At 45.6% G+C, this 13,397-nt stretch carries 11 protein-coding genes; 7 read left to right on the top strand and 4 right to left on the bottom strand.

The window, feature by feature from the left end; all coding sequences use genetic code 11:
• Positions 1-35 precede the first annotated feature (35 nt).
• Positions 36-911, bottom strand: a complete 876-nt coding sequence (locus GQ367_RS04695; RefSeq protein WP_215289447.1) for an outer membrane protein assembly factor BamD — start codon at positions 909-911, stop codon at positions 36-38.
• Here GQ367_RS04695 and GQ367_RS04690 point away from each other — a divergent pair.
• From GQ367_RS04690 to GQ367_RS04660, 7 genes are all read left to right on the top strand, one after another.
• Positions 905-1,930: an RluA family pseudouridine synthase gene (locus GQ367_RS04690; RefSeq protein ID WP_215289445.1), complete on the top strand. Its 1,026-nt coding sequence runs from the start codon at positions 905-907 to the stop codon at positions 1,928-1,930. The two genes, GQ367_RS04695 and GQ367_RS04690, sit on opposite strands and share 7 nt — an antisense overlap.
• Before the next feature lie 83 nt (positions 1,931-2,013).
• Positions 2,014-2,733 carry a peptidoglycan editing factor PgeF gene (gene pgeF / locus GQ367_RS04685; protein ID WP_251370125.1) on the top strand — a complete coding sequence of 240 codons (720 nt, stop codon included), beginning with the start codon at positions 2,014-2,016 and terminating at the stop codon, positions 2,731-2,733.
• Positions 2,734-2,860: 127 nt separating this feature from the next.
• Complete coding sequence (gene phaC, locus GQ367_RS04680; protein WP_215289441.1) at positions 2,861-4,489, top strand: class I poly(R)-hydroxyalkanoic acid synthase; 1,629 nt, start codon at positions 2,861-2,863, stop codon at positions 4,487-4,489.
• 40 nt (positions 4,490-4,529) lie between these two features.
• Positions 4,530-5,270 (top strand): 3-ketoacyl-ACP reductase, encoded by a 741-nt coding sequence (locus tag GQ367_RS04675; RefSeq protein WP_215289440.1) that lies wholly within the window; start codon positions 4,530-4,532, stop codon positions 5,268-5,270.
• A gap of 88 nt (positions 5,271-5,358) precedes the next feature.
• The gene (phaR, locus tag GQ367_RS04670; RefSeq protein ID WP_215289437.1) at positions 5,359-5,913 is read left to right on the top strand and encodes a polyhydroxyalkanoate synthesis repressor PhaR; all 555 of its coding nucleotides are present in this window, start codon (positions 5,359-5,361) and stop codon (positions 5,911-5,913) included.
• A complete protein-coding gene (gene rimO / locus GQ367_RS04665) occupies positions 5,914-7,272 on the top strand; it encodes a 30S ribosomal protein S12 methylthiotransferase RimO (RefSeq protein ID WP_215289435.1) in 1,359 nt (452 codons plus the stop codon).
• Between the two features lie 152 nt (positions 7,273-7,424).
• Positions 7,425-8,606 carry an acetyl-CoA C-acyltransferase family protein gene (locus tag GQ367_RS04660; protein WP_215289433.1) on the top strand — a complete coding sequence of 394 codons (1,182 nt, stop codon included), beginning with the start codon at positions 7,425-7,427 and terminating at the stop codon, positions 8,604-8,606.
• A 46-nt stretch (positions 8,607-8,652) separates the two neighbouring features.
• Here GQ367_RS04660 and GQ367_RS04655 read toward each other — a convergent pair whose 3' ends face one another.
• From GQ367_RS04655 to mfd, 3 genes are all read right to left on the bottom strand, one after another.
• Positions 8,653-8,859 carry a hypothetical protein gene (locus GQ367_RS04655; RefSeq protein ID WP_215289431.1) on the bottom strand — a complete coding sequence of 69 codons (207 nt, stop codon included), beginning with the start codon at positions 8,857-8,859 and terminating at the stop codon, positions 8,653-8,655.
• Positions 8,860-8,983: 124 nt separating this feature from the next.
• Positions 8,984-9,835, bottom strand: a complete 852-nt coding sequence (serB, locus tag GQ367_RS04650; protein ID WP_251370124.1) for a phosphoserine phosphatase SerB — start codon at positions 9,833-9,835, stop codon at positions 8,984-8,986.
• Complete coding sequence (mfd, locus tag GQ367_RS04645; RefSeq protein ID WP_215289429.1) at positions 9,832-13,386, bottom strand: transcription-repair coupling factor; 3,555 nt, start codon at positions 13,384-13,386, stop codon at positions 9,832-9,834. Before mfd ends, serB begins: the two co-directional genes overlap by 4 nt.
• Between the last annotated feature and the right edge of the window lie 11 nt (positions 13,387-13,397).

Here is a 13,397-nt window from a genome sequence, read left to right as displayed (position 1 = left end):
CTTTTAAAGTTAATTGACTGATATAAATCAGCCAATTACTTGCGCCAGATTTGCCACCAAGAAGCCTTGACTTCATCTGCGCCAGTTCTTTTGCCAGTCACTAAGATTTGGCTCTCAGGGAAGTTGAGCTTTAAAACGCGCAAAGCATCGTTGCTCAAATCTTTCATGTTCAATGCTTCATAAGATTTGTGCAAAATGTACAGAGCTTCTTCAGTCGCTGGGGCACGATCGTAATCAGTGATAGCGCGTTGTGCACGATTGATTGCTGCTAGATAAGCGCCACGGCGATAGTAGTAACGGGCCGTGTTCACATCGCTGTCCGCCAATGAATTCACAATGTAGCGCATGCGATCTAAAGCGTCTGGGGTGTACTTGCTCTCTGGGAAACGAGTTGTCAAAGTTTTGAAGGCTTCAAACGCATCACGAGCCGCACGTGGATCACGTTCACTCAAATCTTGGCCAGTGAGCTTACCCATAAAGCCCATGTTGTCGTTAAAAGTGATCAATCCTTTTAAGTAGTATGCGTAGTCAACACTAGGGTGACCTGGGTGTAACTGCAAAAAGCGATCAACAGCGGTGATGGCCTGAGCCAATTCACCATCTTTCCAATGGCAATAAGCCACGTTGATTTGTGATTGCTGAGCGTAAGGACCAAATGGATAGCGCGCTTCAAGCTTCTCGAAATACTTCACGCATTTAGCGTTATCGCCACCATCCATAGCGTCTTTGGCTTCAACATACAATTTGTTTTGTGACCAACCGGCAGTTTCATCGTTGGCATCACCAGCGCAACCACTGAGTAGGGCAGCAGACCCAAGAATACAAACGCTGGCAATGGAAGTCGCAAGTCTTTGGCCAATGCGACTTAAACTAGCGTTATTAATAGATGGAAAGGCATCCAATTTTGGCATTACCAGATTCTCCTGAGAACAATACTTCCGATTATATCGATGAGGAAGACTTTATTGCAGTTGTTGTGCCAGATAGTTTGGCAGGAGAGCGCTTAGATAAGGTTTTGGCCCAATTAATACCTCAACATTCTCGTAATCGTCTCCAAACTTGGATTGAGGATGGTTTTGTCACAATTGGTGGGGAAACACTCAAAATCAGATATTCAGCCAAGGCTGGCGATCAAATCACAGTGATCCCGCAGGCCAGCGCTGAAGAACAAGCTTATTTGCCCGAGGACCTGCCTTTAGACATCATTTATGAAGATTCTGAACTCTTGGTGATCCATAAACCCGCGGGTATGGTGGTTCATCCTGCTGCTGGCAATTGGTCAGGCACTCTATTGAATGCCTTGCTCTTTAGATACCCATCGATTGCTGGTGTTCCAAGAGCGGGCATTGTTCATCGTCTGGATAAAGACACATCAGGTTTATTGATGGTTGCGAAGACCTTGGAAGCGCAAACAGATCTGGTAAGACAATTACAGTCTCGCCAAGTGATTCGCCGCTATTTGGCATTTGCCTGGGGTGAGGTCAGATCTCAAACCGTGCACGCTTCGATTGGTCGTGATCCAAGGGACAGACTCAAAATGGCTTTACTGACAGGGTCAGCCAGTAAGCCAGCCGTGACGCATGTCAGAAACCTGAATACCCAAGATTTCGGTAAAACCAAAGTCTCTTTGGTGATGTGTCGCTTAGAAACTGGCCGAACTCACCAAATCAGGGTTCACCTGGAATCTTTGGGGAATCCTTTGGTGGGAGATCCGGTCTATAAAAAGAGGGTGCCAGCAGATGCTGCTCAGCTAGTCTTTTCAAGACCAGGGCAAGCATTGCATGCCACAGTTCTTGGGATCAAACATCCGAGTACCAAAGAGGATATCCTTTGGCAAGCGCCTATTCCTGAAGACATGCTTGATTTAGGCTTGCGCTTAGGCATGACAGATAAAGACTTGCATCCTGTATGGGATGAGTTGGACGACTAATCAAGACCAAGACACCAACACAACACTCGATGACTTCATCCATTCAACTGCTTCATTGGGGAGCGCCCAAACAGATCAAAACTATGATCACTAATCGTCATGGTGGCTTTAGTCAGCCACCGTTTGATAGTCTGAATCTTGGTTCGCATGTGGGTGATGATCCAGTGGTGGTCCAAAAAAACCGTGATGCTCTCAAAGCACTTTTGCCCAATGAACCAGTTTGGTTAAATCAAGTTCACGGTACCCAGGTCATTGATGCTGATCTGCATCACAGTGGGATACCAAATGCTGATGCCTCAGTCACCACCAACCCTGGTAGGGTTCTGGCGATCATGACAGCCGATTGTTTGCCGGTTTTACTCACTAGCAGAGATGGCAAAGTTGTTGGCGCAGCGCATGCTGGATGGCGAGGTTTGGCTGCCGGTGTGATTGAACAAACTGTTGCTTTGATGCGAGCCAAACAAGGTGATCACACTCAAACTCAAACTCAAAATGAAATCCTCGCCTATTTAGGGCCTGCGATTGGTCCGCATGCATTTGAGGTGGGCAGTGAAGTACGAGACATCTTCATCGCACAGAACCCAGCAAGTGCTGCTTGCTTTGAACAATTGCAAGAAAAGGGTAAATATCTGGCCGATATCTATGGCTTGGCCTGCTTGCGTTTAAATGCCCTGGGTATTGATTTCATTGAAGGTGGCGGTGAGTGCACCGTACAAAATCCGGATTACTTCTCTTATCGTCGTGATCAAAAAACTGGTCGTATGGGTAGTTTCATCTGGATAGACGAATCTCAAAAAACCTAGTCACTCAAGCCTCAGTAAGCTTCGGCGAAGTTTCAGATAGGGTTAATTCTTATAACGATTTTCTTCATAAACCCTCAGAATAGGGCTATTAGACTTAGGTCAAATACATTCTATTTAAGGGATTTCTATGTTGAACTCGCAAGGCTTTGGATCAGGGCCAAGCCTCGCCCCTCAGCACATGGCTTTGATTCCAGCAGAAAAGTTGGTTGAGATTGAAAAGCAATACGCCAAAGACCTATCGGAACTATGGGCCAATCCAACAGGGACGCCCATCAATGATCGTCGTTTTAAAGGCGAAGCTTGGCAAAACCCATGGAACCAAGCCACGGTTAATTTCTATTTGTTGAATTCTCGTCATTTATTAAATTTGGCTGATGCTGTTGAGGCAGAAGCCAAGGTGCGTCAAAGAATACGTTTTAGCATCGAGCAAATGATTGATGCCATGTCACCGGCTAACTTCTTGGCAACTAATCCAGAAGCTCAGCAACGTTTGATAGATACCCAAGGCGAATCTTTGCGAACAGGCATTTTGAATGCTTTGCAAGATTTGGGTAAGGGCAAGGTTTCGCAAACTGATGAGACAGCCTTTGAAGTAGGTAAGAACGTGGCGACCGCTGAGGGCGCCGTTGTTTATCAAACCAAGTTATTCCAGATTCTGCAATTCAAGCCACTGACAGAACAAGTGTATGAACGTCCGTACTTGATGATCCCGCCATGTATTAATAAATATTACATTTTGGATTTGCAGCCTGAGAGTTCGATGGTGCGCTATTTGGTTGAGGAGGGGCACACCGTTTATTTGATCTCCTGGAAAAATCCAGATCCAAGTATGGCTGATACCACTTGGGATGATTACATTGGTGCGGCTGTTCATGGCATTGAAACAGTTCAAGACATCAGTGGTCAAAAGCAAATCAACATCCTAGGCTTCTGTGTGGGTGGCACGATCACCGCCACTGCCTTGGCAGTGATGGCAGCAAAAGATCAGCATCCAGCGGCCAGTTTGACCTTATTGACGACCTTATTAGATTTCTCTGACACAGGCATCTTGGATGTTTTTGTTGATGAAGCTTTAGTTTCTCTTCGAGAGAACAGCATTGGTGGCAAGGGCGGTGGCAAATGCGGCATGTTGCGTGGCGTAGAACTTGCCAACACATTCTCATTCTTGCGCCCCAACGATTTGGTTTGGAACTACGTGGTTGATAACTACTTAAAAGGTAACTCACCACCACCATTTGATCTCTTGTATTGGAATGGTGACTCGACCAACTTGCCTGGTGCCATGTACTCTTGGTACTTAAGACATTTGTATTTACAAAATGAACTCAAAGTTCCTGGCAAGTTAACCATTTGTAGTGAAAAAGTAGACCTTTGCAAAATCAAATGCCCTGTCTATCTCTATGCATCACGCGAAGATCACATCGTTCCTTGGTGGTCTGCTTATGAATCCGTCAAGCTCTTGAAGGGCGCCAAAGTTCATTTTGTCTTGGGTGCATCTGGGCACATTGCGGGTGTGATTAATCCGCCCGCTAAGAAAAAACGCAATTATTGGTCAAACTCCAAGGCACCAGCCACAGCTGATGCATGGTTTGATGGAGCTAAAGAAATACCGGGTAGTTGGTGGACTGATTGGACTGATTGGTTAAAACCATTGAGCGGCAAGAAAAAAGCAGCGCCAAAAAATTACGGCAACACGAAATACAAAGTTTTAGAAAAAGCACCTGGCTCTTACGTCAAAGAAAAAGCCATTGATTAATCGTTTTATTGTTCAAGTATCGAATTAAAAGGGAGTTAGCATGAGTCAGAAGATTGCATATGTAACGGGTGGTATGGGTGGTATTGGTACCGCAATTTGTCAGCGTTTGGCCAAAGATGGATTTAAAGTGATCGCTGGTTGCGGTCCTAATTCACCACGTAAAGATCGTTGGTTGGCTGAGCAAAAAGCCCTAGGTTTTGATTTCACAGCATCTGAAGGCAATGTGGGTGACTGGGATAGTACTGTTGCCGCATTCGCCAAAGTAAAAGCTGAATTTGGCAAAGTGGACGTCTTGGTGAACAACGCGGGTATCACTCGTGACACCGTGTTCCGTAAGATGACTCCAGAAGATTGGCGCGCAGTGATCGATACCAACTTGAACTCATTGTTCAATGTGACCAAGCAAGTGATTGATGGCATGGTTGAAGCAGGTTGGGGGCGTGTGATCAGTATTTCTTCTGTGAATGGTCAAAAAGGTCAGTTTGGCCAATCTAACTACGCCACTGCTAAAGCTGGTATCCATGGTTTCACAATGTCTTTAGCTCAAGAAACAGCTGCTAAGGGTGTGACTGTGAACACGGTTTCTCCTGGCTACATTGGCACAGACATGGTCACAGCGATTCGCGAAGATGTTCTTGAGAAAATCATCAACACCATTCCGGTTAAACGCCTTGGAACCCCTGATGAAATCGCATCGATTGTGTCTTGGATCGCCTCAGATGAGGGTGGTTTTGCCACTGGTGCAGACTTCTCATTGAACGGCGGTTTACACATGGGCTAAACAATATACAAAAAAGTATATTGCAGCGCAACAATGAAGGGCTTGATTTACACATACAATATGGGTAATCAAGCCCAACTTACTAAATATGGTCACTAAAAAACAATCCGCCAAATCTGCAGGTGTAAGAACGATTAAGAAGTATCCTAATCGTCGCCTGTATGACACCCAAACAAGCACTTACGTCACCTTGTCGGATGTGAAGAGCTTGGTATTGGCGCATGAAGAATTCAAAGTCTTGGATGCTAAGACTGAAGAAGATTTGACCAGGGCTATTTTGTTACAAATCATTTTGGAAGAAGAGGCTGGTGGTGTGCCTTTGTTCACAACACCCATGTTGTCTCAAATGATTCGTTTCTATGGTCACTCCATGCAAGGCGTGGTGGGTGGCATGTTAGAGAAAAATATTCAATCCTTCATTGATATGCAATCGCAGTTTGCAGAGCAGTCAAAGCAAGGTGGTGCTACTCCTGAGAGTTGGGCGCAGTTCATGAACGTGCAAAATCCCATGATGCAACAAATGATGGGAAGCTACGTAGAGCAAAGTAAAAATCTTTTCACGCAAATGCAAGAGAAGATGAAAGATCCAGCGAGTGCCTTCACTGGTTTTCCTTTCACACCCCCCAATAAGAGCGATAAATAATTGAGCGGCAAGATTGGTTTTGTTTCCTTAGGTTGCCCTAAGGCTTTAGTGGATGCTGAGCGCATCGTCACGCAGTTGCGCGCTGAAGGTTATGAAATCGCTAAAGACTACGCAGGCTCTGATCTGGTGGTCGTGAATACTTGTGGTTTCATTGACTCAGCCGTTCAAGAAAGCTTGGACGCGATTGGTGAAGCTCTGGCTGAAAACGGCAAGGTGATTGTTACGGGTTGTTTGGGTGCCAAGAAAAACGCTGATGGCTCTGATGTGGTTACTTCTGTTCATCCGAAAGTGTTGGCTGTCACAGGTCCGCACGCCGCTGATGAAGTTTTGGAAGTGGTGCATCAGCATTTACCTAAAGAGCATGATCCATTTGCAGACTTGGTGCCAAAGGCTGGTATCAAGTTAACGCCGAAGCATTACGCTTATTTAAAAATATCTGAAGGTTGTAATCACCGCTGCACGTTTTGCATTATTCCGAGCTTGCGTGGTGATTTGGTTTCAAGACCGATTGGCGATGTCTTATTAGAAGCGCAACATTTGTTTGAGGCGGGTGTTAAAGAATTATTGGTGGTGTCACAAGACACCAGTGCCTATGGTGTTGATGTTCAATACCGCACTGGGTTTTGGGATGGTCGCCCAGTCAAGGCAAAACTGTTTGACATGGTTGAGGCCTTGGGCAAGTTAGCTCGTCAGCACGGTGCATGGGTTCGTTTGCATTATGTTTATCCTTATCCACACGTGGATGACATCTTGCCATTGATGGCAAATTTTGCCGATGAAGGCAGTGGTGTGGTGCCTTATTTAGATATCCCAATGCAGCATGCGCACCCTGATGTTTTAAAGCGCATGAAGCGACCTGCCAGTGGCGAAAAGAATCTTGATCGCATACAAGCATGGCGTAAAGCATGTCCAGAATTAACGATTCGCAGTACTTTCATTGCTGGTTTCCCTGGTGAAACAGAAGAAGAATTCAATTACTTGCTCGACTTCATGCGTGAAGCCAAAATTGATCGCGCTGGTTGTTTTGCTTACTCTCCAGTGGAGGGTGCTAAAGCCAATGAATTGGCAGGTGCCTTGCCTGATGAACTCAGAAACGAGCGTCAAGCGAGATTCATGGAAGTCGCTGAAGAAATCTCCACCCAACTTTTGCAAGCAAAAGTGGGTAAGCGCATCAAAGTCCTGGTCGACTCAGTCAGCTCAAAAGGTGGCATTGGTCGAAGCCAGTCTGATGCTCCTGAGATCGATGGTTTGGTCCATTTATTGCCAACTGACAAGATTTCTAAAAAGTACAAAGTCGGTGATTTTGTCAAAGCCACAGTGCTACAAACTCAGGGTCACGACCTGATTGCTCAGCTGTAATTAGCCCTTTTCCCTATATATCTAGGGCATTTCATGGGTGATTACCCCTAGAATTCTTTAATTGCTTGTTTTAGACAGTTACTCGTAAGATTAGCCCTACAGACTAGTTCTTTCTATTCATAATAATTATTTAAGTACTCAAGGAGTTCCAGATGGCACGTGATGTAGTCGTTCTTAGCGCAGTTCGTTCTGCGATTGGTGGTTTTGGTGGTTCATTGAGCAGCATGGAGCCTGCTGAACTGGCTGGTACGGTCATGAAAGAAGCGGTGAACCGCTCTGGAGTCGATCCTAAACAAATTAACTATGTGACTGTTGGTAACTGTATTCCGACAGAATCACGTTTCCCGTATGTTGCACGTGTAGCAGCGATTCAAGCAGGCTTGCCAATGGATTCAGTGGCGATGGCTGTGAACCGTTTGTGTAGTTCTGGTTTGCAAGGCATCGTAACCACTTCACAAGCGATCATGTTGGGTGATTGCGACTACGGTGTTGGTGGTGGTGTTGAAGTGATGTCACGCGGTATTTATGGTGCGCCTGCCATGAGAACTGGTGCTCGTATGGGTGATACAAAGATGATTGACTTGATGGTGTCAACATTGACAGACCCATTTGGTGCAGGTCACATGGGTATCACTGCAGAAAATCTAGCGGCTAAGTGGAACATCACTCGTGAAGAGCAAGATGCTCTCGCTGTTGAATCTCATCGTCGTGCGACTGCTGCGATTGCAGAAGGTCGTTTCAAGTCACAAATCACACCAATCACCATGCAAACTCGCAAGGGTGATGTGGTGTTTGATACCGACGAACACGTTAAGGCAAGTACAACGATGGAAAGCCTTGGCAAGATGAAGCCAGCCTTCAAAAAAGACGGCACGGTGACTGCAGGTAATGCCTCTGGTATCAATGACGGTGCAGCCTTCTTTGTGTTGGCTTCTGCTGATGCGGCAGCCAAGGCAGGTCAAAAACCAATGGCTCGCTTGGTATCTTATGCATTGGCTGGTGTGCCAAATGACATCATGGGCGAAGGCCCGATCCCAGCCTCTAAGATTGCTTTGAAGCGCGCTGGTTTGACCATCGATAAGATGGACGTGATTGAGTCTAACGAAGCTTTTGCAGCGCAAGCAATTGCTGTATCAAAAGGTCTAGAGCTTGATATGACGAAGACCAATCCAAACGGTGGAGCGATTGCATTGGGTCACCCAGTGGGTTGCTCAGGTGCATTCATTGCAACCAAAGCCATCTATGAATTACATCGTACTGGCGGCAAATATGCATTGGTAACGATGTGTATCGGTGGCGGACAAGGTATTGCCGTGGTGTTTGAGCGTCTCTGATCAAAAATCAATCAGTAATAACAAGCAGTCTCAAATAAAAAGCCGCTCAAATAGAGCGGCTTTTTTCATTCTTCTTTTTAAAGAGTAAAGCATCTCTTTGAGCCTCTAAATCATCCTCAATAATCTGCTTGGCAATATCTTCCTCGGAGGTTGCATCAATTAATTCTCTATTCATATTCGATTTTGGAAATGTTGAAGGATCATTCATATCAACTGTTATACGTTTTATCTTAGGTAATTTTTCTTTCTTCATATAAATCCTTTTTGTCATATTTGTTAATTTATGAAGCCCAATAAGGACAAAACCCCCGCTTCATAGAAGCAGGGGTTCTGATTAATTAACGTTTATGTGTTCAGATTGTTTACGGCATATTCAATTAAAGAAGATCTAAACAGGCATCCAAGCCCACATGATCAAAAGCCAAATCAGCTTTTTCTTTCACAATTGGTTTTGCACGGTAGGCAATGGATAAACCAGCGCCATGCATCATCGGCAAATCGTTCGAGCCATCGCCCATAGTGATAGCAGCATGTTTATTAGCACCCAGTGCTAAGCAGCGCGCTTCAACATAAGCTGCTTTGGCTGCACCATCAACGATATTGCCTAATACTTGACCAGTTAAGAAGCTATCAATGATCTCTAATTGATTGGCATGAGTTTCAGATAAATTCAACTGAGCTTGAAGCTTGTGTGTGAAGAAAGTAAAGCCACCAGAAACCAAAAGGGTGTGGATGCCTTTGGCATGTGCGCCAGCTATCAATTCTTTGGCGCCTGGATTGAGTCGTAAACGTTGAGAGAAGACTTCGTCCAAAGCAGAAGCAGGAACACCTTTTAATAAGGCCACACGCCTGCGCAAGCTTTCGCTGAAATCTTTGATTTCACCGCGCATCGCAGCTTCTGTGATTTCTGATACTTCTTTCTTTTTTCCTACGGCATCAGCAATCTCATCGATGCACTCGATATTGATCAAGGTTGAATCCATGTCCATGGCCAAGACCTTGATGTCTGAGCCTTTGAAATGCTTAGGTAAAAAACCAACATCAGTCTGATGCAAAACACCTAAATTGCGAAGTTGGGCACGATGCTCAATATTCAATGCTTCTTTTAATTCAAGCACTGCAGTTCTTGGAGTCTTTTTGTCAACAGAAACGATTGTGTGAGATTTTTCAATCTCGCAGATGAGTTGATCGGCAATGGCGTCTTGATGGAATAGGGCAATGTGCATCATGATGTTTTTAGTGTTTCAGGTTTTATAGCAGTATCGCTCAAATGCTTGAGTAATTGTCGAATCGCCTCAAGTCGTTGAGCCAAGGTAATGAATGCTTCTTTATCGGCTGGCAAAATCTTTAATTTATCTTGGCCATTGAGCTGGATTCGTTTATTGGTTTGCACCAACTGAATGATCTTGATCGGATCAATCGGTGGGTTGGGGATGAACTGAATCGTGATCTGAGCTGGATTGGCATCAATTTTCTTGATACCCAACACAGCCATATTCAAACGCAAACGATGAGTTTCAAATAATGATTGGGCTTGTTCTGGTAAATCACCAAAGCGGTCCACCAATTCTTCTTTGATATCCATGAGCTTTTCAAAGGAGCTCACTGTGGCTAAGCGCTTATAGAGTGAGAGGCGTTCATGAACATCTGGGCAGTAATCATTGGTTAAAAGAGCAGGAACGCCCAAAGTGATATCTGTGATCACTTCCATTGGTGCCATCAAATCAGGCTCTTTGCCATTCTTTAGAGAATTAACTGCTTTATTGAGCATCTCTGTATAAAGCTGGAAACCAATTTCAGAAATATCACCTGATTGTTTGTCTCCCAATACTTCGCCAGCGCCACGGATTTCTAAATCGTGCATCGCCAAATAGAAACCAGAACCCAATTCTTCCATTGCCTGAATCGCATCCAAGCGCAACTTTGCTTGCTTGGTCAAGGCCTCTGGATCAGGCACTGTTAAATAGGCATAGGCTTGATGGTGAGAGCGTCCAACGCGACCGCGCAATTGGTGCAGCTGAGCCAAGCCAAACTTATCAGCACGGTGCATGATGATGGTGTTAGCGGTTGGCACGTCAATACCAGTTTCAATAATGGTGGTGCACAACAAAATGTTGGCGCGCTGTGTGACGAAGTCACGCATCACACGCTCTAGATCGCGTTCATGCATCTGTCCATGAGCCACCACGATGCGTGCTTCAGGCAATAGTTTCTCTAAAGACTGCTTGCGGTTCTCAATGGTGTCTACTTCATTGTGGAGGAAGTACACCTGACCACCACGTTTGATTTCTCGAAGCACAGCTTCACGAATAACCCCATCGCTTTCTCTGCGCACAAAAGTTTTGATCGCCAAACGCTTTTGCGGTGCTGTGGCAATGACGGAAAAATCTCTCAGGCCTTCCAAAGCCATGCCCAAGGTTCTTGGAATGGGGGTGGCAGTCAAAGTTAAGACATCCACTTCAGCTCGCAAAGATTTGAGTGCTTCTTTCTGGCGAACACCAAATCGATGTTCTTCATCGATGATCACCAAGCCTAAGCGCGGGAACTTCACATCGGCTGAGAACAGTTTGTGTGTGCCAATCACAATGTCTGCTTCACCCTTGGCCATCGCTTCCAGCGCTGCATTGATCTCTTTGGTGGTTTTAAAGCGAGACAGTTCCACAATCTTCACAGGCCAATCAGCAAAGCGATCCTTCCAGGTCTCAGCGTGTTGCTCAGCCAAGAGGGTGGTTGGGGCCATGATGGCCACTTGCTTGCCACCCATCACCGCTAAGAAACTGGCACGCAAAGCGACTTCAGTTTTACCAAAGCCCACATCACCACATACCAAACGATCCATTGGTTTTCCGCTGGTCATGTCTTGGATCACAGCAGCAATCGCAGCTGCTTGGTCAGCCGTTTCTTCAAAGCCAAAACTCTCTGCAAAGGCTTCATAGTCATGAGCAGAAAATTCAAAGGCATGACCTTTGCGCAATGCACGTTGAGCGTATAGATTCAAAAGCTCAGCAGCGGTGTCTCTGATTTGTTGAGCCTCTTTACGTTTGGCGCGTTCCCATTGGCCAGAGCCTAATTGATGCAAAGGCGCTGTTTCTGGATCAGAGCCTGCATAACGAGAGATCAGTTGTAGTTGAGCCACTGGAACATACAAGGTGGCAGCGTGTGCGTACAACAAATGCAAAAACTCTTCTTCGCCATTACCAACATCCAACAAAATCAAACCTTGGTAACGACCAATGCCATGCTCAGCATGGACGACTGGATCGCCGACCTTGAGCTCAGATAAATCTTTGACCAAGGTATCAACGTTGCTGGCTTCTTTGTCTTTACCTTTGCGTCTCGTTCTGGCACTTGCAGCAAATAACTCAGATTCAGTGATCACAATGATCTTGGCATGACTTGCCACAAAGCCATCATGAATCGCACTGTGAGTGATCGATAAGGGCACATCGGAGGCGATGAATTCAGCCAAAGAGTCTGATGAATGAGTCTTTAACTGATTCTCTTCAAACAATTGACGAATGGTTTCGCGACGGCCGGCACTATCGGCACTGATCAAAACCCGTGATTCGGTATTGTTGATCAAATGTTTGAGCTTGGAAATTGGATCCGCATCTTTGCGATTCACAGCAATGTCAGGCAAATTCCAAAAGCTTCGCTCGCTGACTTCGGTATTTTCACTGTCGCTTCCTGCAGCACTTTCTTTCTGTAAAACCAAACGAGCATGAGGCTTTAATAAAGCAAACAACTCATCGTTTTCTAGATAGAGTTGCTTTGGGGCCAAAACTGGTCTTGAAGAGTCGTGACTTAAAAAGTTATAACGCTGCTGCGTGTCTTGCCAAAAACCTTTGATTTGGCTTTCTAGTTCACCATGAATGCCTAACCAAACTGGGCCTTTGGCCAGTGGTAAGTAATCAAAGACCGTGGCAGTGCTTTCAAAGAACAGTGGCAAATAAGATTCAATGCCCGCACTAGGGATGCCAAGTCCCATATCTTTATAAATACTGCAGCGGCTTGGATCGCCATCAAATACTTCGCGCCAACGTCCACGAAACGCTGTGCGTGATTCTTCGTCCATCGGGAATTCATGACCTGGCAATAAACGCACTTCTTGCACAGGAAACAAACTGCGTTGAGTGTCAGGATCAAACGATCTGATTTGATCAATTTCATCGCCGAACAAATCCAAGCGATAAGGTAGGGCAGATCCCATTGGGAATAAATCAATCAAGCCACCACGCAAACTGTATTCGCCAGGACGGACCACAGCGCTGACTGGATCGTAGCCTGCTTGCTGAAGCTGTAAACGCAAGGCCATCTCGTCTAACTTATCACCCTTCTTAAAGAAGAAAGTATGAGCAGCCAAGAAACTTGGCGGGCCGAGCTTTTGTATGGCGGTAGTCACAGGCATTAAAACAATATCGCAATGACCAATCAGTAATTCATGAAGGGTGGCTAAGCGCTCAGACACCAAATCTTGGTGAGGCGAGAAGGCATCGTATGGGAGGATTTCCCAATCTGGCAACAACCTGACCGTCAGCTCAGGAGCAAAAACGGGGATTTCTTCATGCAAGCGCGCAGCATCTAAAGCACTGGCACAAATGATGACCATCACAGAAAAGGCTGAACGATGATTCAAGGCCTGTTGGGCAATCACCGCAGCATCAGAAGAACCATTCAAGCCGCTCAAGGTAAAGCGCTGCCCATCCCTTGGTCCGGGTAGGGGGGGTGACCATGTCACCGAACTAGTTTTGGCCAATATTTCAGCCGATAACTTCTGCATAAGCTAGACAT

Source organism: Polynucleobacter sp. MWH-CaK5, from assembly GCF_018687615.1.
In the GTDB taxonomy this organism is placed as follows: domain Bacteria; phylum Pseudomonadota; class Gammaproteobacteria; order Burkholderiales; family Burkholderiaceae; genus Polynucleobacter.
The sequence above is the reverse complement of the archived record's forward strand: the minus strand, read 5'-3'. Positions and strand labels throughout refer to the sequence as shown.

Excerpts from the sequence above, each read along its gene's own strand:
- GQ367_RS04695 (WP_215289447.1), bottom strand. The coding sequence starts at position 911 with ATGCCAAAATTGGATGCCTTTCCATCTATTAATAACGCTAGTTTAAGT.
- pgeF (WP_251370125.1), top strand. The coding sequence starts at position 2,014 with ATGATCACTAATCGTCATGGTGGCTTTAGTCAGCCACCGTTTGATAGT.
- phaC (WP_215289441.1), top strand. The coding sequence starts at position 2,861 with ATGTTGAACTCGCAAGGCTTTGGATCAGGGCCAAGCCTCGCCCCTCAG.
- GQ367_RS04675 (WP_215289440.1), top strand. The coding sequence starts at position 4,530 with ATGAGTCAGAAGATTGCATATGTAACGGGTGGTATGGGTGGTATTGGT.
- phaR (WP_215289437.1), top strand. The coding sequence starts at position 5,359 with ATGGTCACTAAAAAACAATCCGCCAAATCTGCAGGTGTAAGAACGATT.
- GQ367_RS04660 (WP_215289433.1), top strand. The coding sequence starts at position 7,425 with ATGGCACGTGATGTAGTCGTTCTTAGCGCAGTTCGTTCTGCGATTGGT.
- GQ367_RS04655 (WP_215289431.1), bottom strand. The coding sequence starts at position 8,859 with ATGAAGAAAGAAAAATTACCTAAGATAAAACGTATAACAGTTGATATG.
- serB (WP_251370124.1), bottom strand. The coding sequence starts at position 9,835 with ATGATGCACATTGCCCTATTCCATCAAGACGCCATTGCCGATCAACTC.
- mfd (WP_215289429.1), bottom strand. The coding sequence starts at position 13,386 with ATGCAGAAGTTATCGGCTGAAATATTGGCCAAAACTAGTTCGGTGACA.